Origin of the sequence: Tateyamaria omphalii (assembly GCF_014651375.1) — a bacterium.
Taxonomy (GTDB): domain Bacteria; phylum Pseudomonadota; class Alphaproteobacteria; order Rhodobacterales; family Rhodobacteraceae; genus Tateyamaria; species Tateyamaria omphalii.
On record NZ_BMWT01000004.1, the window covers coordinates 479,736 to 501,244 of the forward strand.

Here is a 21,509-nt window from a genome sequence, read left to right on the forward strand (position 1 = left end):
AAAGACAACGATTGCATCGGCAAGCGCTCAGACCGCACCACACTCTTGTTTGGCTGTTCATGGATCGGCTAGGTCTGGTTGAATGTCGGCATTGCCGAGGCAACCGCTTACAACACGGAAGAACCGCTCAAGCGCCGGATTTTGCCTAAGCGCTGTAGAGGTCGCGGCCGGTTGACCTGTGCCGGTGCGGAGAGTGGTGAGATCCTCACCAGCCACATTGTCATCTGAGGGCGGTTCTACCCCCGTATCAATTTGCATGGCGCTTTCCACAGCAGCTTCGAACGCCGAAATCAGATTTGAGAAATCCTCGACGTTCCGGCTTGTTCCGTAAAGTGTCCGGTATTCCACCTCACGCATCGCCAGGACCATCGTGAAAGATGCCAGGCGGACAGGAACTGTATTCGCTTGGTCTGTGGCGCTCAGGTCCGCCAGATTGACCTCTTCGTAAAGAGAACCAGCCAGCGCGATACAGTTCATCCGTGACGCGCCTGTGTACAATGCCTGGACCGCTGATCTTGGCGTGTAGCGCTCCGCCATTTGCTGAACGCCCACGGCACTTATTGCGCGCTCCACCAGCACTTCGTCAGAAGCGCCCGCTGCAGCACCGCTGGCAACGAGGCCGGCAGCCCGAAGCAGACCGAAGGACAAGAGGTCCTGGGCGGTCTGCGTATTGCGCGCGGCGGCGGCAAAGGCGTCGGCCTGGTAAAACGCAATCCTGATCGCCCCATCAATAAAGCAAGTTTGCGGGTTCGTTGGGCACTGTGCGATCGCGCGCATCTGTGTGTAGTTGCGCAGGTCTTGATCCTTTAACGGTCCGGATTTCCGTGCCGCTTGAAGGAACACGTCTGCGCAGCCCGCCAAGAGCAAGATAGAAAGTACCGCGAGGCCCAGCCTCACGCGTTTGGTTTGATAAGTCATGTTATTCGCTCCTGTCTTGAAGCCGGACATCACTGATCCTGGTGTTGGCCAGCAATCGGATCGTCCTGCATGAACGTTTTTTGGTGAAGAATATGTGCCCGGGCGCGGTCGCGTGACGGACCCGGGTCGATGGCTGATCAGGCTCTGAGCATGCCTGCCAGAGCGCCAATGCCTGCTGATGTGAGCGCGATGACCCACTCAGGCGCCTCTGTGATCGCTTCACTGTCCAACAGCAGAAACGCACCAATCACCGTAACCAAGAGGGTCGCCCCGACGAAGACAACCGCCGCCTGGTAGACGAAGTTATTCGGCACAGATGGCGCGTTTTCACGGATCTCCATATCCGCCGCCCGCAGAACCTCTGTGGGTTTTTCGCCAAAGGTAGCCGCCAGCTTGTCGTTCGCGTCGATCCGAGTAACCAATTCGCCTATGGTTCGTATGCCTTTGAGATTTTCCATTTTTCAACTCCGAGCTCTAGGCTTCGTCGACGATGTCATAGTCAACGACGTCGCGGGTCCACCAGTCGTGTCTGGAAACCGGCTTTCCGGCAGGATCTGCAATCCTAAGCCGTACAGAGTTCGGCGCAGCGCGGCCATTCGTGCCAAGCTCGATCAAATCCCCGTCGAAGCTGGTCAGTGAAAGCGAAAGCGGTTCATCATAGGTGAACATCTGTTCCTCCAGGATGCTGATCGCGATACGCTCGCCCATGCGCAAGCTGTCGTAATAGTCCGAGTTGTAGTGAACGCCGGCCATGTTGCGCCCGATCGAGATGTTGGCCGCAAGCTTGTCGAGCTCTTCTGCGATGGTCGGGTCCGCGCCGTTTCCGTGCTTGGAAACCTTCAGCTTGTCCTTTGCATCAACCGTATAAAGGGCAGTTGCGCCTTTGATCACCTGGCTGATCTTGTCTTCACATTCAAAGAACGCCTTGAGGACCGTGACGCAGGCCCCAGCGACTGTGGCATGGCCCGCGCCGTAGGCCGGATGCATGGGAGAGCCCTCGATAAATGCCATCGGCAAGAGGAAGTTCCGATCATCAGCAAGCGGCGATGTCCCGTCACCAGCACCGTTGGTGGTCAAGTTGCTTTGCTGGATCCAGTCCAGGATCGATCCCTTTCGCAGTGCCTTGGTCGCAGGATCAAAACCCAACTCTCGCAGCATGTTTTCGATCTGCTTGACGGCGCTCGGATCCATACCCTTGTGGTGGTCGTTGGCCACCTGCGCCAGGCGCGCGGCGATCACTTCTGGGCGCGCACGGCGGTGGACCTGGAACTTTGTCCTACGTGCAGCGCGCAGTCCGCGCGTTGCGACCTCGGTTATCAGGCTCAGGATATGGGGCCCGCCCCAGGTGGCAAAGCCCATGCTGTTGACCGCGCGCGCAGATGCAATGGGATTGCCCAGGTCGACCTTGACATTGCTCGCTGCCTCACCGGCGTTCGCCAACAGGATCAGACAGGCGTTCAGATAGGCCTGGTACAGCGCATCGAAGTGAACGTAACCGGCAAGATCACGCGGTGTGTGGATCCGCCGTGACACCTTGTGCGCGGGTTGATCGTATGCGGTGCCTTGCTGGACCTCCAGCCAGCTTTGCCAGTCAGTCATGTAGTCTCTGCCCGCCTCGGGTACATGTTGCGCCTGGGTCGTGGTTTGCAGACCATAGCTGATATTGCCGTTTAGGGGATCGCCGCCCCGACCGCCTGCTTTGGTCAGGTCATTGGTGCCCAGTAGCATGAACTGCGACAGGTATGAGCCTTGCTTTGCCCCATTGGTCGAGCCACGAAACAGTGTATTCACAGTCAGGCCCTCGTGCGGGGATTCCCATGCTGCCTGGCGCCGGCGCTTTTCATGCGCCGTCAATGACTTGCCGCGATAGCCCACCGGGCTGCCCGCCGTATCGAACCAACTGAGCTTACGCAACTCTTCCACGAGGTCCTGGATTTTGACCAGGTTCCCGTTGGTATTGAGACCGGGAATGACTGTGTTTTTGTCCTGCAAATCCTCGAAGGACATATCACGCGTCAGCGCCATCGCATAGACGGTGGCCATTTCCGCGCACAATTCGCTGCGGCCAAGCTTGGGCGCAGGCGCCATTGCAACCGCATCGGAATCAGCGCCGATGTCGTTGAAGTAATTGCCGGCCAGTGGGCTTTCCCACTTACGTTGATCTGGCCCGGCCGCGATCGACAGCCCGCCCATGTGCCTGTCGCCAGTGACAAGAGCCTCGCGCAAGGCCGCGTAGTGGGTTTTTGACACAAGTCCGTAATCGTCGTGATGCAAGCCCTTGGTGAAGCTGGCGGGCTGGCTGTGAGGATAGCGGTTTTCGTCGTCATTGTCCTTGGCGGACAGATACGGCAAGTCGCCTGATCGCTCAGCGGCGACCGAGCGGCGCGCGTTGGCATCGGCGCGGCGGTCTTCAGTGTTGGGCAAAGATGAGTTCGTCATCAGAGTTCTCCGATAGAAAGCTGGAAGCGCAGCGTTCGAAAGGCCGACAATGGCTCTGTTCGTTGGCACGTGCACATGACACATCAGATCGTTGATCTGGCGCTGGAACAAAGCCCGACCAAGCCTCCAAGCGGCAGCTTGGACGCTGTTCGAACGCTGTTCTTGATTTCAGGCGGGTTGTCCCGGGCCAGCATTGGCCCGGGCTTTTGGAAATTGCTTGTTACGCGCGCAAGCGGCGCGCAACGCTCAGTGGCATGACGCCTTCTGCAAACACAGGCCGGTATCCGATGCCGGGCGTGTATTCATGGAGCGTTTCAGCACCATCACCCGCCGTTGTCACCAGCGTCCGGTAGCCGTTCACGATGGTTTCTGTGAACCGCACGTGTTGGACCCCGGACAGGTAGCCACCATAGAATGCAGTGCCATCACCGTCGCGCAGCACGATCTCAAAGAAGCCCTGGCTTTCGATCTCAAAGATCAGATCCAGCGTATCCTCGGAGTTCATTGGGCTTTCGCCTGCCCGCAGCCATTGCGCGCTGAACTCGGCCCCCAGCAGGTCAAGCAGCGAATAGCCCCAGAGTTCCATGAACTCTTCGACGACCGCGATCACCTCGGGCGTCTTTTCAAAGCCGCGTACATCTTTGCCGAAGTCCGCGTAGGTGCGTCCAAATTTCAATTTTCCAGACATGTTTTCCTCCGTTGTCTCGCGTGTTGTTCACGCGGTTTCAATCTACACACCTCAGTGTCAATGCGGCATCTAACAGGCTGTGAATAAACGGGAAAAAGGGTGTGAACACGTGTGATTCAGGATGTTTCCAAGTGCATCTGCAGGGCTCATGAAACAATTCTGCCGGGCGCATTCATTGCGGCCCGGCAGGCTGTTGTGTCGAGATGACGCTGCGATACGCGGTTAGGCGCTCGGGCGCCAAACCGTGACCGCAGGCTACGCGATGGGTGCGTCGGGCCGTTTGTCGTCCGGTGTCTCAACAACTCTCGGAGCAAATTTGTCCAGTAGCTTTTTGACCGATACGATTTTTGCTGTTTTGCTATTCTCGCTGTCATCCTCGAGGTTCGGCGCGGGCACCTGAGCGTCTTCCAATTTTCGCACAAGATCATTGGGCGACACCGTCTCCCCTTTCAAACGCGCATACTGAATATACAAGGAAATGATCCCTGCGAGGATGGAGGCCGCAGCCGATGTGCCTCCAAAGGTTGTATAAAGTGCGCGTGGCAGGTTCTGTTTCTTGTAGACTACACTGGACTCCCCTGACGCACGTTCGGCAGCTGAGTCTGCGGTCAGAACCGACCCCAAATCCGAGTGCAGTTCGCCAAAGTCCTTTGTGGATCCGGGGTCGGCCACGTAGCCATACTGCCCAGGGATGTCGATTGCCAAAACGCCATAGGGCGAATAGCAGTTCTTTTTCTTAAGTTCCTTCAACGCGGGCAGATGGCGCGCGCGCCACGACGTGTCATCGAAACGGGTCATGCGATCGGAAATTTCCTCGGCATCATCGGAGGGCGCGTACAGGACCGCGTCCTTACTTTCGCCAAGACCGGACGTATAACTGGCATATTCGCCGCGCGCGGTGACGGCACCTGCAACAACAAGGTTTTTCATCGTTGCGGCGCTGGAATTGCTACGGAATTTCAAACTTGCCGGGTAACTGAGAAGCGTGCTGCCGTCATTGCCCGCCGCCATCACGACAGGAATCCGGTCCGAGACATGTTTGAGCAATGCCTCAAAAAGTCTCTTTTCGGCAAATCTGGTCGGATTAGACACAAAGCGCGTTGTTCGAAGGTCGTTTTGCAGATCCGGGTCCTCCGGGCCTAGCGCCTCTTTGTTTCTGGACCCCATCTCCTCCATCCCGCGTGGGATCAGGATAACGTCCGCCCCCTTTACAACGGCCCACAACAGCGCGCAGATCAGCGGCCAATATTCCTGATTGTAGACGGTCGAGATCGGAATGATGTGCGCCGCGGGATTGACGCCCCGATAGGCGATCGCGTTTGGATTCTGGTTTGGCGCGGTCGGCGCATCATGTTCGTCTGCGCTCGCCGCCACAAGCCCCGCGCAACACGTTCCGTGTGCGGCGAAGCGGTCCGATGGATCGGGCAGTTCCGGGTACCAGGCAGTCTCCAGTGCCGTCCTGCTTTTTTCGTCATCAACATCCATTTTGGCGGCTTGCTTTTTCGGGTTCAAGAGCTGGTTGATCAGGTCCTTGAGGCTTTCGCGGACCTTTTTTTGGGCGTCTGCAAAAAGCGTCTCAAGCGCGGCAGTGTCCCCCAACCGGACCAGGCCTTCGCCAACTGGCGACCAGTCGTCTTTGTCCTGACCCATATATCTCAACCCCTGCACGTAGGCTGAGAAATCAATCGGGTCGACCAAGCGTGTGCCTTGCAGATTGGGGTGCTCGAACGCGTTGAATGCTTTACCGTCCTTTCGGAATCCGGCGCAGCCATTGTCGATGATCGCGACCCTGATTTCCGGATTCGGATCAGGCGCCGGAACATCAACAAGCGTTTTGTCCCCGTCATTGGAGATCAGGTCGATGGCTTGCAGGTGCCAAAGATAGTGCAGCCCTGCATCGGTTTTGTCGTTCTCTTGGCCGTTTGCCGCCTTGGCTTGGTTATTTGCCATGTCGTTTACTCCCCACCCTCGTACCATTCCTTTTGCACCGCGCGCATTTTGTAGCGGCAGACGTAGTAAAGGTATGGCGCGAATTTCTCGGCCAGCGCGCGGCCTGCTTCTGTGTCGCTCTTGTAATGAAGGCCGGCGTATTCGCGGTTCTCGCCAATCCGCTGGGCCACATGAAACAGCTCGGTTGTGACTTTATATTCCGGGATCGTCCGGGCCAGGACCAACGCAACACAATGATTTTGAAAGGAATGGTTCGATGGATAGGCTGGGTGCGGCGGGATGGCGATGAAAGGCCTCAGTCGCGGATCTATCGCGCTGGGCCGCGCCCGGTTGTAGACGGCCTTGTAGACATAGCCGACGCGCTCGGACAGTTGCAGAACTGTTGAGATCAGCACGCGCGTCGCGCTCAGACCTGTCAGCTCCTCGCTTCCGAGCCTGCGCAGCACGTCCATCGGGTCGTTGGATGCGATCTGACGAATGATCTCTTCTTGCCGATGCCGGTCGTCGCGAAGGGTGTTCTGCTTGTCCCGAAGTGCCTCTATCTCTTTTGTCGTTCCATCCTCGCCCTCCATCGCTGGCGGCGGATCCATGGGCAGCATTTCGTAGGCATAGGGCAGGACGTCGTCCGATGCGCCGTCTTTGTCAGGGCTTTCGCGAACGAACCGGCTGAGATCTCTTACCTCGCTCCAGGTAGAGATGACCTGATTGCCGAATGGCAACACGCGATCGCCGGACAAGGCCATCGGACCTGCGGCAAATCCCGGTGCAGTGTTCGCATTGGCGTTCGCATTGGCATTCGCATTTGCGTTGGCATTTGCATTGGCGTTTGCGTTGGCCCGCGGACCACTCGAGACACCGCTGTACACGCGCGCCACGTATTTGACCACGTTTGCATCGTCGTCTGCTTCAACCCGCAATAGGTCGCCATGACGAGACAGCCTAAGATTTGAGTCTAAACCCTCCGACATCTGGATTCCCCCTTTTCTGTCGTTTTATCCAATAAATTTACGTCCGAATGAGGCCGCCAAACCGCACATATGATCGTTGCGCGCCCGATAGGCTGTCCCGTAAAAACTGGCGCACGTCATCCGAAGGGAACGGAGCGCCAAGCTCGTCCATTCGTTCCAACGAGAAGTCAGGATTTCGTTTCAGGACGCGGCCAAACAATTCGGCCGCAGCCCTCTCATCGCCTGCATTCGAATGGCTGGCTGCCAGATATCGCAATGTTGGAGGAAACGCGAAGGTCCCCGGTGATTGTTGCTTGAGCGATTGCTTGCCAATCCGAATGGCGGTCTGAAAATCACCACTCAGGGCGTTTGCAGCGAGGGACAGGCAGCTAAAAAGGTAGTTGTAAGGATGACTGCGTCCCAGGCGCATAGCATTTTCGCCCGACGAACGGGCAGACGCATATTCCCCCATGTAGACGTGAAGAAAGCCCTTTACGTAATGATAAAGCGGAAGATCCGGCTCATCATGTCTGAGGGGGTCAATCAGCGAAGAGGCGCGATCAAAATCCCGGACCACGAAACCGTAGACATGGGTCAGCAACGTCCTTGAAAGCGGGCTATAGGGATCCGTCTCGATCGCTTTGGCCGCCAGTGCGTCGGCCTGCTCTCTCAACTCTTGCACGCAACTTGACCCAGCTTCCAAGCGGTGGGCCAGCGCATAAGCGCGCCAAGCAAAGGCAGAGCTTGTCTGGTGAAGCTCGGACGCCACAATCAGTTGATTGATGGCTTCGTCCACCGTCGGCTCCGACCGGCGCAGCAACCGGTCTATTCCACCAAGAAGGTTGCGCGCGGCCTGGTGTAGTTCCGACTGTATCCCGATATCTGGCTTAAAGGATCGATCGATAATCTGTTCCACAAGGTCCGCCGTCACCTGTGACACTCGAAACGACTGAAGGCTGGCCAGCTCGAGGTTGACCTGACGCGACCAGACCAACATTTGATCGCCGACACGCCGCAATGAAAAGGAAAGTGAGACGACATCCGCAAGCGACACAGCTTTACAGGAGAAAAGAAGGTCGCATCCACGATCCCCCTCACCGTCGATTTCGCGAAAGTCATGGACATCCACCAATTCATAGTAGCGTAAACCGGTCGCGATCCGGTCCACGATTATGCCTGCTGTGATCTGCGCTTTGAGGTCAGAGCTGTCTGTCGCCGAAGGAAACAGGCCGATGCTCACGGGCGCCGCATTGGCGGCCGCCTGAATGTCTGAAACGGCAATGCTCTGTTCCAAACTGGGTTCTGCCAGGTTGGTGCGCATCTCGACAAGCCAATGATTGAATTGAGGATCGGCGATGTCGATTCCCTCAAGAAATTCCCGTTTGGGATAAATGGTGTTGCCTGCCCTCTCCGAGCCATTCTCGAAAATGTCGATCTTAAGATTCTGTCTATCCAGATAAATGGGGCCACCATTTGATTGGATTGCCGTATGCGCGTCGGCACCAAACGCCTTTCGTAGCTGGGTCAGCGCTTGCTTCAGGCTGTTGCGGCCTTGTTTCTGCCCACGATCGCTCCAAAGCTTGTCTTGAAGCATTGCGCGAGAGCATGGCCGGTCCCCCAAAACCGCCAAAAGAGCAAGCAACCCTTTCGTCTTTTCGCCGCAGGTCTCTGGAAGTCGATCCCTACCGTTCGGGTCGATCAACTGAATTGGGCCAAGGAGTTTAAGATAGAATTCGCGGGACACTTGCGTTTCGGGCTTGAAAATTGCTTAGCTTTGCTTATCAAACTAACACTTTTTTGAAAGAAATTGGCGTTTTTTAAGGAGCAGCCCGACGTTTTCACACTTTAATTACGCTATCTTTGGCTCAATAAGTAAAATCAATGATTTAAGTATGTTCCCCGTGTCTGGCTTACAGCCGGAGCGTGAGATTTTAGGTTTTCACTCGTTCCGCGGTCTGGCGGAAATTGCACGAGATGATCGAATCTGTTTCACCAAGGTAAACCCCTCCAACCGGGTTTCGGGCATTTGGGGCAATGCATGACTGATATTTATTAATTGATATCAATCTCAATGTGATCAGTAATCAGCGATGCACAGCGTGTCGCGTTCCTAGGAAATCTGCTATGGGTTGCGGACGCCCAAAAGCTAACGAATGCCCGGCACCGAGATAGTTCGCTTTTTATCCGCCCGTCAGAATCGCCGCAAAAGGTTACCTCCGACTAGATCGGAATTAAGTTCCGTGGATGTCTGCAAACAGAATTTATCGACCGACAACTCTGCCCCGCGAACTGTGAGTTTGACTTTTGACGGCATGAGCGACTGCGACACCAGCACTAGGCGCTGAGACTCCGGGCGGGGCAGGGCTCATCTTTACCTCTGGGCACTGTGGGTCATTGGAGCCGAGCCTTGGGAAGGGGCGTCAAGTATGCGTTTTTCATAAGCATACCACGCAAAGACGTTGGTTTTTTGTGTAGGTGTTGACTGTATAACTCTGCCCATGAATTGGAGTTCTCTATCATTCGACTGGAACCAAGCCCGGGCATTTCTTGCTGTCGCTGAAGAGCGGTCCTTGTCTGCCGCCGCAGAAGTTCTGGGGGTAACGCAGCCAACAATCAGCCGGCAAATTGCGGCGCTCGAAAAAGAACTGAAAGTCGTGCTGTTCGAGCGTGCGGGACGATCAGTGTCCCTTACTCCTGTCGGCCTGAACCTTATTGACCATGTGCGGGCTATGGCCCGTGGCGCGAACATGGTGTCGCTTGCAGCTTCCGGCCAAGCTCAAGCCATCGAAGGTTTGGTACGTATTTCGGCCGCAGATATGACCGCAGCATATGTGCTTCCACCCATGTTGGATCAGCTGAAGGACCTTGCACCAAACCTTGAGCTGGACATCCTCTCGGAAAACACAGTGAGTGATTTGCTTGTCCGGGAGGCCGACATTGCACTGCGGCATGCCCGGCCTGAACAGCCGGACCTATTTGCGAAGCTCGTCTGCGAAGACCGCGCAAGGTTTTATGCAGTCGCCAAGTACATTGAGGTTTACGGTCAACCCAGCCTGAAGGACGATCATTCGCAGCATCAGTTCGTCAGCTTCGGTGATATCGAAGGTATGCTCGGGCATCTTACGTCGCTTGGGCTAACGCTAACAAAACAGAACTTCAGATACGCGTCGCATTCTCAGGTTGTAGAGTGGGAGATTGCGCGTCAGGGACATGGCGTAGCGATCATGACGGATCGGATTGCCTGCGAGTTTCCTGAATTTGAACCCGTGCTGACCGAAATTGACCCCTTCACCATCCCCACGTGGCTGGTCGCGCATCGCGAGTTGCAGTCGAGCAGGCGCATCCGTTTGGTTTTCGATCTCTTGACGGACTGCCTGTCGCGCTAGGCTGGCAGACCAAATCGACGATCCAATCACCCGTTACCGACAAACCGAAAGGGGCCTTTGCTATGCACTTTGCTGCTGTCTTACCTTACCTGATCATCGGAATTGGCCTTACTCTTGGACAAATGGGTTGGCGTCCTGCCATGCGTGTGTGGGGGATGTGCATGATCGGCGCCCTAAGCGGGCTTGCCGTTGCCATCACGTTTGTTTCCATCGAACAAACGCCATCTTGGTATCTGATTGCCTTATCATCCTCTCCATTTGTCATTGTCCTTATCATGGTGATCAGGGACTTGAGCTATCCGGCCATCAATGATGTGGCGACCGACGTGGACAGCCCTGTCATGTTTGAAGCCGCGCTTGGCGTCGTCGAAAACGCCGAACGGGACATGGCCTACCCGGAAAGCTTCAAGTCGAAGGTTCGGAAAGCCTATCCCTTCATACAACCGCTTAAAATGACTGAGCCCGCGGATCAGGTCTTTGACAGGGTCGTTCAATCTGCAAACTGCCAACGCGGATGGCGCAAGATCCATCAAGATAGGGTACGGAAAACTGTTGAGGTGGAGGCCACAACCCCCTTCTTGGGCTTTGTCGATGACGTGATCATTCAGGTTTCAGAGCAAGGTGGGATGACTCGTGTCGATATGCGCTCCAAGTCCCGTGAAGGGCTGGTGGACGCGGGAAAGAATGCCAAGCGCATTGAAGCGTTTCTCACAGATTTGCTCCGGGGCAACGAGCGTTACCGCGCCGATGATCAGGACAAAGCAGCCACTCTACGACCGACCAGTATGCAAAGAGGAGCGATGTCATGATCCCGATCAAATTCCACCACATCGTAGTGCAGCGGCGCGGCAGTCCCGATGTTTTGTCCTGGAAACCGGTTGAAGTGCGCACTCCGGGTGCTGGGGAAGTGCGGATCCGTGTGGAGGCGGCTGGTGTCTCCGGATACGATCTCATGATACGCGGCCATTGGTTTTTGGGGTTCACCAAAACTCCATATACGCCCGGCGAAGATCTAGTGGGTATCGTAGACGCCATTGGCCCGGATGTTACCAGTTTCAGCATTGGGCAGAGGGTGGCTGGCTGGACGTTCGGGCACGGTGGCGGCTACTCCGAAGCTATCGTCCGCCCGGTTGAGACACTGGTTCCGGTGCCCGATGGACTTGATCCGGTAACCGCCGCGGCGATTGTGACGAACTATCTCACTGCATCTCTGACGTTAGGGAAAACCGCTAAAGCTCAGCGTGGCGAGAGCGTCCTTGTTCACGGAGCAGCGGGCGGCCTGGGTTCTGCACTTTTGCAGCTGAGTAGTTTGGCAGGTTTGAATGTCTACGGAACGGGAAGTGCGAAGTCGACAAAGTTCATTTCCGAAAATGGTGCCATTCCGGTCAACTACAGGACCGAGAATTTTGTACGTCGCATCAGTGCCCTGACTGACGACGGGTTGGACATTGTTTTCGATGTGATAGGCGGACCTCGTCAGCTTTGGCGGTCCAGTCGTTGCCTTAAGCGCGGGGGACGATTGGTGATGCTGGGAATGACATCAATCAACAAGAATGGAGCCGCGGTCATTCCATTAAGCTTGATTACAGCGGGCCTGGTTGCACTCTTCCCGAATGGCATACGTGTGCCCATGTCGCCCAGCATGTTGAGCTATCCGGCTGAAAACCTGGATTGGTACCGGAATACGCTGTCTGACTTGCTGGAGAAAACTGCTACCGGTTGTCTCAAGCCAGCTATTGCAGCTGAGGTGCCCATTGCACAAGCATCGGAAGCTCATGCAATGCTGGGCGAGGGTGGGCTGGTGGGCAAAGTTGTGTTAACCAATCCAACTTGATCGGCAAGCCTCCAATGAAGGCTGCAAAAGCAGCGGGACCGGCGCCGCAGCAGCAATCGTGTTCGTTCCCAAAAGGTCCAATTTCGTGCTGGGTGCCTGGCAAGAGGCCCACCTAGATGCGCTTCTCGAACAGATCGATTTTAGCAACACTGCTACAAGCAAAGAGCAGTCACGCAGGCGTCTTTGAACGCTTTGACCTTTGGGTCGATATGTCGGGAAGCCGGAAATACGAAGTGCAGGTCGCTTTCAGGCCTCGATGCACCGTCAAGAACACTAACGAGTTGTCCAGATCCCAGGTCTTTTTCAACTATTGTTTCAGGCAGAAGAGCAATTCCCCTTCCTGCGCGAGCAAGCTCAGCAGCGAGCTCTCCGTCGTTGACAACAAACTGGCCAGATACTGCTACACCACGCGTGGCGCTCGTGTCCTTGATCGGCCAATTGTTGAAGTAACCGGGAGCCGTGTCGATGATACATTCGTGTTGCTTTAGGTCTGCGGCGACGTGCGGAGTGGATCTACGATTTAGGTAAGCCTGTGTCGCCACCAGACGGGTTTTGATAGACAGCAGCTTTTTTGCTTTCATCGAAGAGTCTTTCATTGGACCAATTCGAAGTGCTGCATCGAAGCCCTCCCTGACGAGGTCAACTGCTCGATCAGTCGCAACGAATTCTAGCTTGAGATCGGGATGCTCGATCGAAAACTCTGTGATGACATCCGTAAGAACCCGTCGAAATACAAAATCCGGTGCAGTCACCCGAAGCTTGCCTTTCAATGGAGCGCTTCCACTTGAAGAACCACTGTTCTGAAATTCGCTTGTGAGTGAGAGAATGGATCTTGCGCGATCCAGTTGTGCTTCGCCAAAGGGCGTCAGCGAGACTGCCCTCGTTGTTCTGACAAAGAGCGAAGCTCCACACCAGTCTTCCAAGGTCTTCAGGTAGCGGCTTAAGGTGCTTGTTGGTATCTTAAGCCTGCGCGCCGCGGAGACCAAGCTGCCTTCCTCGGCGACAGTCACGAACACTTCGAGTTCGCGTTCCAGGTTCATAAGAGTGTCCCAAAAATTGGCATTGTGTCTGCCATTTTATCATTATTATCCTGAAATCAATTACGCACTAGTGTCATCCAAAATCAAGACCCGCTCGTCTTGAACGTAAACAACGTCGGACCGACACGTTAGGAAACAAGTTGCAATCAACACGATCAAGGAAGATGAGTACTCGTGCATCGTCCTCAATTGTAGTCAGACGGCCAATTACGCGCGAATATGTATTGCTCATCACATCATTGAGCGCGATCTCCGCCCTCGGAACAGACATTTTGTTGCCCGGGCTTAGCCAAATCAGCGATGAGTTTGTCCTGCCAAACCCTGGCGATGTGCAATACGTCCTTGTGAGCTTCTTCTTTGGAATGGCAATCGGGCAGTTAATCGTCGGTCCAATGTCTGATCAATTTGGAAGAAAGCCGATAGTGTACTTTGGCTATTGTGTGTTTTTGATCGGCTGTGTGCTGTCCGTTGTCGCACCGGATTGGTCATCGCTTTTGGCCGGCAGGTTTCTGCAAGGTCTTGGAGCGGCTGCGCCGCGCGTGATCTCTCTCGCAATTGTTCGCGATGAGTATGAGGGCCCGGAGATGGCCCGTGTTTTGTCAGTTTCCATGGCCGTTTTCATCCTTGTTCCGATCATCGCTCCTGCCATTGGCCAGGGAGTGGTCTTTTTTAGCGGATGGCGTGCAGTGCATGTCGCACTGGCCTCTCTCTCGATACTTGTGGCCATTTGGTTCGCCTTGAGGCAACCTGAAACCTTGCCGCCGTCGCGTCGCAGTGGTCGAGGTTTCGGGCAAGCCGTTTCAGTATTGAGCGAGATCTTCCGTACGGCTTCGGCAATTCGGTACACGATTTCGACGGGCCTCATAACTGGTGCATTTGTGGCCTATCTCGGCACAGCCCAGCAGGTCTTCGTTGACATTTTCGAAGTCGGAGACCTGTTCCCATTGTATTTTGGACTCTCGGCAGCCTCCCTCGGCGCCGCGGCGATGTTGAATTCGCGTTTGGTCACAAGACTGCACTTACTCAGTTTAACCAGATTCGCTTTGGCCGGGTTGACCATCTTTTCGGCTGGGTTCCTTGCGGTTGCATTATTTTTCGAAGGTGTTCCACAGCTTTGGCTTTTCATGTTTTGGCTGATGTTGGTGTTTTTCTGCCTTGGGTTGATCTACAGCAATTTGCAAACACTGGCACTTGAACCTCTTGGCCATGTTGCGGGGACTGCGTCGGCCTTTATTGGTTCAATTTCCCTCTTCATGTCGCTCCCGTTGGCATCCTTCATCGGGTCTCAGCTGGACGGTACGGTTTTTTCGCTCGTAGCTGGTTTTGCTGTGCTGGGAGGGCTCTCATCTCTAACAGTAGGCTTCCCGAGAACTTCGGGGAAGACGTAGTGAGCAAGGCGGTCCAATGCTCATCTGTTGTGGAGGCGTCCTGCCAATGAAGCTACTCCTTACAACAGCCATCGCGGAAGCGATCACGTTGCTGCTGCTCTTGTTTGTCGCTGTGCCGTTGAAGTATCTCGGGGGATTTGCTGTCGCCACCTCCATCGTTGGTCCGGTTCATGGCCTCGCATTTACGGTTTTCGCCTGGTCCGTGTTCAGAGAGTGGGCGAGAGATGTGGTGACCGGACGTGAAGCTCTTAAGCTGTTCGCTGGAGCATTGCTGCCGTTTGGCGGTTTTTTCAATGAACGGTGGTTGCGGTCCCGGGCGGAAGACGGAGAGGGCCCTTGAACTACGAGCTGATCAAAGCAGCGCATCTCATCGCTGTTTTAACTTGGTTATCAAGCATGGCCGTAGTGTATTGCGGGATCGCGCTGGCGCGGTCGGACAGCCTCCAAGGCATGAAGTCTTTTGATAGCAAGGTCACCACACCAGCCATGATCCTCACTTGGTTCCTGGGACTTGCACTCGCAGTACAGGGCGGATGGTTGGGCAACGGTTGGCTGTGGGCAAAAATTGCTATCGTGCTGTGTCTGTCCGGTTTCCATGGTGTAGTCTCGGGGCGTCTTCGGCGACGCACGCCAGATGCGTCGGTTGTCCACAGCGGTTTTCCTGTACGCGGACTTTTGATTGGCTGGTTCTCAGTCGCGACTGTTGTCGTGTTGGTGGTGACCAAGCCATTGTAGGGCGGGTGCCAGTTTTGTTCGAGGCCGTGTCAGGTCGCGCTCGGCAAAGATCGACCGATAGCTCATTGACGTGGTGTCATTCCGGGTCGACGCGCACGCGCGCAAGCCCAAAACGTTCACGATAGTCCTTGGGAAGGATACCTAGCAGCTTCATGAAACTTCTACGCATTTTCTGTTCGGTAACGAACCCGGAGAGTGACGCGATTTCCTTTATGGGCTTCCTGCTGCCTTCCAAATACAGCCGTGCAATCGTAAGCCGTCGTTCTTCAACAAAACGCGAAGGGGTTTGGCCAAATTCTTGCGTGAAGTCGCGATGCAGTGTGCGTTCAGTCGCCCCAGCAATCTCAGCCATCCTTGATACGCTCCATGGCGCCGTCGGGTCTTGTTCAATAAGACTGTAGAGTTCGCTCATGCGCTTACTTGATGTCGCCTGTGCCTTAAGCGGTTCCGAGTATTGAGATTGTCCTCCCTGCCTTTGCATGAACACCACCATTTCCCGAGCGACGCCAAGCGCAACACTCCTTCCGTGATCCTCTTCAACAAACGAAAGGGCTAGGTCGATGCCCGTTGTAACACCCGCTGAACAATGAAACTTTCCGTCATGGGTGAAAATCTCGTCCAGATGCCAGTCAACCTTTGAAAATCGCTCGTGAGCAAGGTCAATGCGATCCCAATGTGTGGTGGCTTTCCTGCCGTTTAAGAGTCCAGCAGAAGCAGAGAGAAGACTACCAGAGCAGATCGATACGAAACGCGCCATATGAGGCTCCACCCTCTTCAGGAAACGTTGAAGTAAAGGATCATCAAGCCGTTGATCGACTCCAGGGCCACCAGGAACAATAAAGATGTTTGCGCACGCTACCGCTGCAAACGAAGCATCGGCGCGTAGGGCCAAACCGGTGTCTGTCACAACATCTCTGCCGTCCTCACTGACAACAGACATCTCGTACGCCTTCCAACCCAGAATCTTGTTTGTTGACGCAAAAACTTGGGTGGGACCGGCCACATCCATGAGCAGGACGCCATCAAAGCCTATGATGAGAACAGATTGAAGGCGTTTTGTCTGATTTTGAAGGTTGGCACTCATTCCCGACATCAGTCATGACACGTAAGCTGCTGTCAACAAGTCCCACAAAGCGAGTGCCTTCATATGTCACGAACATTTATCACGGCTGTCCCGGGCGTACCCGCGTCACCATCTCCAATCTCCAATGCTGTCGTCGTCGGAAACACGTGCCACATCTCGGGCCAATTGGCCGTATACGATGATGGATATCGACCCGGCACCGCAAGCGAAGAGGCCGCACGGGCCTTTGATCTCGTGTTCAAGGTCGCTGACGCTGCGGGTTTCGGTGCGGACGAGATCGTCTATGTCGATATCGCATTTGCCGATATTGAACGCGACCTGGCAGACGTAAACGAAGTCTGTCGCACGCGGTTCTCGCAGTTTCCGGCAAGGACCGTTTATGAGGCTGCAAAACTGCCCTTTGGTGCGAAAGTCAAGATCCAGGCAATCGCCATGAAAGACGGTGTTTGATGGCTGGAAAGCGGCCTTTCGGAACAGAAGCGTTGCCGCCTAAACTGAAACAGAAGCCGAACAAGACCCCTCATTGCGAGACGGCTCCAGTTCTTCGGAGAACTCTGACAACGGATAGTTTTAGATGGCTTGCTTGAGCGCCAACCAATCAAGCATCGCATCGGTTGTTTCCTGTGGCTTCTCCTGCTGGATCCAGTGGCCACAATCGAGGTTAACCACTTCCACATTAGGCACGAACTCCTGGAGGTTTTCAGAGGGCGGTATCACGTCCTGCGTGCCGTAGATCATCAACGCAGGCTGCCGAACGATTGGATCGACATCCGCCAAAATGCTCCAATTTCGGTCTATGTTTCTGTACCAGTTGATGCTCCCGGTGAAGCCAGTTTCTTCAAAGGAAGACACGAAGATGCCAATATCCGCTTTGCTCATTAAAGGCTCACCCAAGGGCTTTTCGGCCAGCGCAAGGTTGATCATCATCATGCCTGGTTCCGGCGGTACGGCTGGTAAGTTCTTTCGGAACAAGTTGCATAAGAATGGCCCGGTGTTCTCATCCAAGATAACATCCGCAACGCCAGGTTTGCGGTTGAAGTGCACGAGATAGTTGTCCTCTCCAAACACGGCCTCCATAAACTCGATCCAAGGCTCAGGCGTTCGAACCTGATATGGCAGCGCGAGATTGACGAGTTTCTTCACGCGGGTTGGATGCAAGAGGGCCATACTCCACACAACGTTTGCACCCCAGTCGTGGCCAACAAAGACAGCATCATCGTAGCCGAAATGATCCAAAAGCGCGGCAAGATCATCAGTGAGATGAGCGATGTCGTATTCCATCACATCCCCCAGGCAAGAGGAATTGCCGTAACCACGCTGGTTCGGAACGATGACGTGGTAGCCTGCCGCCGCGAGAGCGGGCATCTGGTAGCGCCAGGAAAAGGCATGTTCGGGCCATCCATGGCACAGCACGATCGGATAGCCTTTATTTTCCTGCCTTAATTCAAAGACCTCCAGGTCGACGTCGTTAAGCGCGATGAGCTTGGGTTCGGGAAAGTTAGCGATGCTGGTCATATCAGTTTTTCCGGTTTGGTTCGTCCGGTATTGGCTAATCCTAAAAGGTGTCAAATCTTGACACGTTTCTGCTCTATGTTTGGAGAATGAGGAGCCGCGCCAGACAAAACATCATCATTCGTAGCCTCCGCCGCAGCGGGTCTGCGACCATCGAAAGCCTCAGCCAAGAGGTTGGTGCATCGCGCAGCACTGTCTTTCGGGACCTTTCAAGCCTTCGGGATGAGGGTTACGTTATCATCGCCGAACAAGGTCGTGGGGGCGGCTTGTATCTCGACCCAGGATCAATGCAGACCACGGCCAGACTCTCGGTCCCAGAGGTTTTCGCTTTGATAATTGGCATCGCTAGCATGCGCGCCGAAGGATCGCTCCCCTTCGCAAGCCTCGCTGACAGTGGGCTCTCCAAGATCGAGAAGGCTCTGCCACCTCACGACCTGCGAGATCTCCGGACACTGTTGGATAGCCTCTATGTCGGGCCATTGGCCCCTCAAGTTGATGTCTCGAATGTCGGGCAGGTCGACGGCGACTTGCTCCCGGCTTTTGAGCGGGCATTTCTCGACCGTTCGCATATGGTCTTCACCTACACAGATGCAAAGGGCGCCAAGACCGAGCGTCGAGTTGAGCCTCAGGCGATGCTCATCTTGCCGCCGCTTTGGTATTTGGTTGCGTGGGACACAAGTCGCGAGGATGTCCGGCATTTTCGAATGGACAGGATAAGCCGCCCCAAAGTTCTTGAGAGTCCGCAATTTCGACAACGGCGGATCACATTCGACGCGGGCGTGCAGCCCGTTCGCTACGCTTAAAGGGTATTTGAGTTTCGTGTAGCATGCGACACTTTGGGCTCAGAGAGGTGTGTCGCCGCCATGCCACCAGGGCCAAGGTGCTTGCTTTTTTTGGTATGCGGCAACTTCGAGCCCATTGCTCCAAATGCTGCGGGTGAAACGAATGTCCGCGTGTTCTCGGCAAAGCGCTGTATCTGGCGTTGTCCTGCCGCCACTTGGCTGGTAAGTATTTATACAATGTATAATAACTTGGGAAAGGGAATCTCATGCCCACAGGACACATTATGATGGCAATGAGCCTCGACGGTTATGTTGCCAGAAAAAATCATTCGCTCGATTGGTTGAACAAGCAGCCCACTCAGAACGAAGACCACGGGTTTTTCGACTTCATGGACAGCGTGGATGCTCTTGTCATGGGCAGTGGATCGCTGAAAACCGTTCTCGGATTTTGCGAATGGCCCTATGTAAAACCCGTCGTTGTCCTCAGCCGTTCCATGACAAAACAGGAGTTGCCCGAGCATCTGCGAGACAAGGTGGAGTTTTCGAGGGCCAGTCCTCAAGAGTTGTGGGAAGTCTTCAGCGAAGCCGGCTATAAACGCATCTATGTAGATGGTGGAGCAGTCATTCGGTCATTTCTCAATGCGGGATTGGTTCAGGATATGAAGATCACCATGGTTCCCATTCTGCTGGGAGGTGGAATTCGCATCTTCGGCGAAACGGCCTGTGACGTTGATCTCGAGTTGGTCTCGGCTGCACCGTTTCCGTCAGGTATGGTTGATCTGGTCTACAAGTTAAAAGCTTCATGACCAATTCGTCACCGGTCGGACGGCCCCCAAAGTCAACGCAGCGTCTTTCAAAGCAGCTTGTGCTGCAAACTGCGCTGCCAATTGTTCAAGAGCATGGCGCAGACGCGCTCTCATTTCGTCTACTGGCCGAGAAACTGAAGGTCACCCCGATGGCAGTGACCTACCACACCGGAAACAAGCGACAGCTTCTGGCGGACCTTGTTAGCCTTGCATTCAGGGACACTCTAAAGAACGTAACGGAGGAAAGCCCATCCCAGAGAGCACACGCAATTCTGCGTGCGTACTGCCAACGCGCCTTGCTGAACGCCAATCTACTGCGGGCAGTTCTTGAGGACGTTTCGCTCATGAGTGAAGATCTCGCTCAGATCACCAATGAGTTGCAGACATGCACACAACAGCTCGAGAACGGTGATGAGAGCAATGTCCTCCTCCACCTCCTGATTGACTACACACACGGTTTCGTCTTCTCGGCGAGCAGCGGTGAAAACAACCCGTTGACAATCAAGGACTACCTTCGCGGTATTGAGTGGATTTTAGTTCGCATGCAGAATGGGACAGAAGACTAGCGGACGGTGCCACAGAGGCAGCATCTCGCCTTGGGCTCGACATCTCCAGCAAAGAGGGGACCTTGCGGCGCGGGCACACCAAAATTGCTTCAACACCGTTTTTCGCGGATTGGCGCCCTTTGTCGCCCTGAGAACCCGGGAAACTGCTGAAATAGCCGGGCAAGCGGCGGCGTTGTTTGCGATGTATCGCCCCGGTTCGACAACGGGTCTCGATGCTGAGGCAAGCGCCGAAATCGCACAGTTTGTTGAGCAAGCTATCGAGGTATTCCAGGCGGGATGGTTGCAGCCCACACCCGAGGATTGGGCAAACGGCCGGGTCGATGTTTTTCCTCAGTTGACGGAGGACGAGCGCCGTTTGAGAAAACTGCCGGACTTCACCCCAGAACGGGTCGAGCAATGGCTTGAAACCTATCCTGTTGAAGAGCTGGGCCTGCCTGCCGACACGGGATCACCTATCCCTGATGATCCGACTGACAACATCATTTCAATCCCAATCCCAGAAGAAACAGGGCCGAATATCGTTGAAGCCCGGCCGGGAAACACAACGACACCTGACGGCAACAGCATTCTGCCCCATGGCTCGAAAGGGAACGGTCAAGAATACATTAGCCTCAAAGGCCACGATGTGGAGCAGATCGACAACACTATTGCCAATCCATGCTCAGACTTAAGCGGCATTGTCGAGGGGCGGGGTCGATACAACGGCCAAGAAATGACCTTACTGACGGACCAAGATGGCTATTAGGTTGTTCTGGACCCCAATGAAAAAGTCGTTGCTGTAAGCAATCGTAACCTGCCGCTCGGGCAGGAAGAGAACGAACCGGATAAAATCATCCGACCGCTGGAGTGACCATGAACGCTAGATTCAAAAACCTCATTTCCCAAGCACAATTTGGAAAAGGCACGGAATGGATTTCCGAAGCTGAGCTGCTTGCTTTCAATGATTATCTTGCAACGCGCGGACTTGGCGTTTCTCGAATGGAAGTGATGCGTGCTGAAGGTGGGACTGTACGGCGAAACTTCGGTTACGGCATCTTGCCTGCCCCGTTGGGCGCCGAGCCAGAGCACTGGCTTAATCATTTCGATCCTCAGCGTTCGGCTGAATATGTTCGCGAAACTGTACGATAAGCGAAGGAAGACGGTGCCTTGTTCGACTACAAGGTTTGGTCAGAGCAACCTTAGAAGCGACAAAAAGCTCAGCGGAAAACGCACACGTTTCTGTCCTGCCAACCGGAAGCCGCCTTTCGCGCAGCTGCAGCGAAAGCCCAATTCGTCCGCAAATCGTGAGTTCGCCCATCAACTGATTTTGCCTGTGCAGCGAACGGCTGGTTCGACGGGCCGCACCGCAGCATCGAGATACCTCGGCCAATGTCTGGTAATGGGATGTACCGGCTGCTTCACCCAGCAGGTTAGGCTTTGCCTATTTCTGCGAAC

At 54.9% G+C, this 21,509-nt stretch carries 22 protein-coding genes; 12 read left to right on the top strand and 10 right to left on the bottom strand.

Features of this window, described 5'->3' with window-relative positions:
- Nucleotides 1–57: 57 nt before the first annotated feature.
- The 7 genes from IE087_RS16280 to IE087_RS16310 all read right to left on the bottom strand — a co-directional run bounded on the left by IE087_RS16280 (nt 58) and on the right by IE087_RS16310 (nt 8,536).
- Nucleotides 58–918, bottom strand: a complete 861-nt coding sequence (locus IE087_RS16280; protein ID WP_189370412.1) for a hypothetical protein — start codon at nt 916–918, stop codon at nt 58–60.
- A 137-nt stretch (nt 919–1,055) separates the two neighbouring features.
- Nucleotides 1,056–1,376 (bottom strand): hypothetical protein, encoded by a 321-nt coding sequence (locus tag IE087_RS16285; RefSeq protein ID WP_189370413.1) that lies wholly within the window; start codon nt 1,374–1,376, stop codon nt 1,056–1,058.
- A gap of 16 nt (nt 1,377–1,392) precedes the next feature.
- Nucleotides 1,393–3,357 (bottom strand): phosphatase PAP2 family protein, encoded by a 1,965-nt coding sequence (locus tag IE087_RS16290; protein WP_189370414.1) that lies wholly within the window; start codon nt 3,355–3,357, stop codon nt 1,393–1,395.
- Nucleotides 3,358–3,577: 220 nt separating this feature from the next.
- Nucleotides 3,578–4,045 carry a hypothetical protein gene (locus IE087_RS16295; protein WP_189370415.1) on the bottom strand — a complete coding sequence of 156 codons (468 nt, stop codon included), beginning with the start codon at nt 4,043–4,045 and terminating at the stop codon, nt 3,578–3,580.
- 255 nt (nt 4,046–4,300) lie between these two features.
- On the bottom strand, nt 4,301–5,995 hold the full coding sequence (locus tag IE087_RS16300; RefSeq protein WP_189370416.1) for a S8/S53 family peptidase: 1,695 nt from the start codon (nt 5,993–5,995) through the stop codon (nt 4,301–4,303).
- A gap of 5 nt (nt 5,996–6,000) precedes the next feature.
- Entirely contained in the window at nt 6,001–6,963 is a 963-nt protein-coding gene (locus IE087_RS16305; RefSeq protein WP_189370417.1) for a phosphatase PAP2 family protein, read from the bottom strand.
- Nucleotides 6,964–7,000: 37 nt separating this feature from the next.
- Nucleotides 7,001–8,536 (bottom strand): hypothetical protein, encoded by a 1,536-nt coding sequence (locus IE087_RS16310; protein WP_189370418.1) that lies wholly within the window; start codon nt 8,534–8,536, stop codon nt 7,001–7,003.
- A 904-nt stretch (nt 8,537–9,440) separates the two neighbouring features.
- On the opposite strand from IE087_RS16310, the gene IE087_RS16315 reads away from it, so the two are divergent.
- The 3 genes from IE087_RS16315 to IE087_RS16325 all read left to right on the top strand — a co-directional run bounded on the left by IE087_RS16315 (nt 9,441) and on the right by IE087_RS16325 (nt 12,162).
- On the top strand, nt 9,441–10,328 hold the full coding sequence (locus IE087_RS16315; RefSeq protein WP_189370419.1) for a LysR family transcriptional regulator: 888 nt from the start codon (nt 9,441–9,443) through the stop codon (nt 10,326–10,328).
- A gap of 62 nt (nt 10,329–10,390) precedes the next feature.
- Nucleotides 10,391–11,137, top strand: a complete 747-nt coding sequence (locus IE087_RS16320; protein ID WP_189370420.1) for a DUF1499 domain-containing protein — start codon at nt 10,391–10,393, stop codon at nt 11,135–11,137.
- Nucleotides 11,134–12,162, top strand: coding sequence for a zinc-binding dehydrogenase (locus IE087_RS16325; RefSeq protein WP_189370421.1), 1,029 nt, complete (start codon nt 11,134–11,136; stop codon nt 12,160–12,162). Before IE087_RS16320 ends, IE087_RS16325 begins: the two co-directional genes overlap by 4 nt.
- A 152-nt stretch (nt 12,163–12,314) precedes the next feature.
- Here IE087_RS16325 and IE087_RS16330 read toward each other — a convergent pair whose 3' ends face one another.
- Nucleotides 12,315–13,202, bottom strand: coding sequence for a LysR family transcriptional regulator (locus IE087_RS16330; protein WP_189370422.1), 888 nt, complete (start codon nt 13,200–13,202; stop codon nt 12,315–12,317).
- A 164-nt stretch (nt 13,203–13,366) separates the two neighbouring features.
- Between IE087_RS16330 and IE087_RS16335 the strand changes: the two genes are divergently transcribed.
- The 3 genes from IE087_RS16335 to IE087_RS16345 are packed head-to-tail and all read left to right on the top strand — an operon-like array spanning nt 13,367 to nt 15,325.
- Complete coding sequence (locus tag IE087_RS16335; RefSeq protein ID WP_229801428.1) at nt 13,367–14,590, top strand: multidrug effflux MFS transporter; 1,224 nt, start codon at nt 13,367–13,369, stop codon at nt 14,588–14,590.
- A gap of 46 nt (nt 14,591–14,636) precedes the next feature.
- A complete protein-coding gene (locus IE087_RS16340) occupies nt 14,637–14,930 on the top strand; it encodes a DUF3817 domain-containing protein (protein ID WP_189370424.1) in 294 nt (97 codons plus the stop codon).
- Nucleotides 14,927–15,325 (top strand): CopD family protein, encoded by a 399-nt coding sequence (locus IE087_RS16345; protein WP_189370425.1) that lies wholly within the window; start codon nt 14,927–14,929, stop codon nt 15,323–15,325. The genes IE087_RS16340 and IE087_RS16345 overlap by 4 nt, the downstream gene beginning before the upstream one ends.
- 76 nt (nt 15,326–15,401) lie before the next feature.
- Here the strand turns inward: IE087_RS16345 and IE087_RS16350 are convergent, their stop codons facing one another.
- A complete protein-coding gene (locus IE087_RS16350; RefSeq protein WP_189370426.1) occupies nt 15,402–16,409 on the bottom strand; it encodes a GlxA family transcriptional regulator in 1,008 nt (335 codons plus the stop codon).
- Between the two features lie 63 nt (nt 16,410–16,472).
- Here IE087_RS16350 and IE087_RS16355 point away from each other — a divergent pair, with 63 nt between their 5' ends.
- Complete coding sequence (locus IE087_RS16355; RefSeq protein WP_189370427.1) at nt 16,473–16,859, top strand: RidA family protein; 387 nt, start codon at nt 16,473–16,475, stop codon at nt 16,857–16,859.
- A gap of 120 nt (nt 16,860–16,979) precedes the next feature.
- Here the strand turns inward: IE087_RS16355 and IE087_RS16360 are convergent, their stop codons facing one another.
- The gene (locus IE087_RS16360; protein WP_189370428.1) at nt 16,980–17,924 is read right to left on the bottom strand and encodes an alpha/beta fold hydrolase; all 945 of its coding nucleotides are present in this window, start codon (nt 17,922–17,924) and stop codon (nt 16,980–16,982) included.
- Nucleotides 17,925–18,010: 86 nt separating this feature from the next.
- Here IE087_RS16360 and IE087_RS16365 point away from each other — a divergent pair, with 86 nt between their 5' ends.
- From IE087_RS16365 to IE087_RS16385, 5 genes are all read left to right on the top strand, one after another.
- Nucleotides 18,011–18,724, top strand: coding sequence for a helix-turn-helix transcriptional regulator (locus IE087_RS16365; protein ID WP_189370429.1), 714 nt, complete (start codon nt 18,011–18,013; stop codon nt 18,722–18,724).
- A gap of 263 nt (nt 18,725–18,987) precedes the next feature.
- Complete coding sequence (locus tag IE087_RS16370; RefSeq protein ID WP_229801417.1) at nt 18,988–19,509, top strand: dihydrofolate reductase family protein; 522 nt, start codon at nt 18,988–18,990, stop codon at nt 19,507–19,509.
- Nucleotides 19,506–20,075, top strand: a complete 570-nt coding sequence (locus tag IE087_RS16375; RefSeq protein WP_189370431.1) for a TetR/AcrR family transcriptional regulator — start codon at nt 19,506–19,508, stop codon at nt 20,073–20,075. The genes IE087_RS16370 and IE087_RS16375 overlap by 4 nt, the downstream gene beginning before the upstream one ends.
- A gap of 181 nt (nt 20,076–20,256) precedes the next feature.
- Complete coding sequence (locus IE087_RS16380; protein WP_189370432.1) at nt 20,257–20,820, top strand: hypothetical protein; 564 nt, start codon at nt 20,257–20,259, stop codon at nt 20,818–20,820.
- Nucleotides 20,821–20,927: 107 nt separating this feature from the next.
- Nucleotides 20,928–21,203 (top strand): hypothetical protein, encoded by a 276-nt coding sequence (locus IE087_RS16385; RefSeq protein WP_189370433.1) that lies wholly within the window; start codon nt 20,928–20,930, stop codon nt 21,201–21,203.
- Nucleotides 21,204–21,509: the final 306 nt, after the last annotated feature.

Coding starts and splice junctions, on each gene's coding strand:
- IE087_RS16280 (WP_189370412.1), bottom strand. CDS start 918: ATGACTTATCAAACCAAACGCGTGAGGCTGGGCCTCGCGGTACTTTCT.
- IE087_RS16285 (WP_189370413.1), bottom strand. CDS start 1,376: ATGGAAAATCTCAAAGGCATACGAACCATAGGCGAATTGGTTACTCGG.
- IE087_RS16290 (WP_189370414.1), bottom strand. CDS start 3,357: ATGACGAACTCATCTTTGCCCAACACTGAAGACCGCCGCGCCGATGCC.
- IE087_RS16295 (WP_189370415.1), bottom strand. CDS start 4,045: ATGTCTGGAAAATTGAAATTTGGACGCACCTACGCGGACTTCGGCAAA.
- IE087_RS16300 (WP_189370416.1), bottom strand. CDS start 5,995: ATGGCAAATAACCAAGCCAAGGCGGCAAACGGCCAAGAGAACGACAAA.
- IE087_RS16305 (WP_189370417.1), bottom strand. CDS start 6,963: ATGTCGGAGGGTTTAGACTCAAATCTTAGGCTGTCTCGTCATGGCGAC.
- IE087_RS16310 (WP_189370418.1), bottom strand. CDS start 8,536: ATGCTTCAAGACAAGCTTTGGAGCGATCGTGGGCAGAAACAAGGCCGC.
- IE087_RS16315 (WP_189370419.1), top strand. CDS start 9,441: ATGAATTGGAGTTCTCTATCATTCGACTGGAACCAAGCCCGGGCATTT.
- IE087_RS16320 (WP_189370420.1), top strand. CDS start 10,391: ATGCACTTTGCTGCTGTCTTACCTTACCTGATCATCGGAATTGGCCTT.
- IE087_RS16325 (WP_189370421.1), top strand. CDS start 11,134: ATGATCCCGATCAAATTCCACCACATCGTAGTGCAGCGGCGCGGCAGT.
- IE087_RS16330 (WP_189370422.1), bottom strand. CDS start 13,202: ATGAACCTGGAACGCGAACTCGAAGTGTTCGTGACTGTCGCCGAGGAA.
- IE087_RS16335 (WP_229801428.1), top strand. CDS start 13,367: ATGAGTACTCGTGCATCGTCCTCAATTGTAGTCAGACGGCCAATTACG.
- IE087_RS16340 (WP_189370424.1), top strand. CDS start 14,637: ATGAAGCTACTCCTTACAACAGCCATCGCGGAAGCGATCACGTTGCTG.
- IE087_RS16350 (WP_189370426.1), bottom strand. CDS start 16,409: ATGAGTGCCAACCTTCAAAATCAGACAAAACGCCTTCAATCTGTTCTC.
- IE087_RS16355 (WP_189370427.1), top strand. CDS start 16,473: ATGTCACGAACATTTATCACGGCTGTCCCGGGCGTACCCGCGTCACCA.
- IE087_RS16360 (WP_189370428.1), bottom strand. CDS start 17,924: ATGACCAGCATCGCTAACTTTCCCGAACCCAAGCTCATCGCGCTTAAC.
- IE087_RS16365 (WP_189370429.1), top strand. CDS start 18,011: ATGAGGAGCCGCGCCAGACAAAACATCATCATTCGTAGCCTCCGCCGC.
- IE087_RS16370 (WP_229801417.1), top strand. CDS start 18,988: ATGATGGCAATGAGCCTCGACGGTTATGTTGCCAGAAAAAATCATTCG.
- IE087_RS16375 (WP_189370431.1), top strand. CDS start 19,506: ATGACCAATTCGTCACCGGTCGGACGGCCCCCAAAGTCAACGCAGCGT.
- IE087_RS16380 (WP_189370432.1), top strand. CDS start 20,257: ATGTATCGCCCCGGTTCGACAACGGGTCTCGATGCTGAGGCAAGCGCC.
- IE087_RS16385 (WP_189370433.1), top strand. CDS start 20,928: ATGAACGCTAGATTCAAAAACCTCATTTCCCAAGCACAATTTGGAAAA.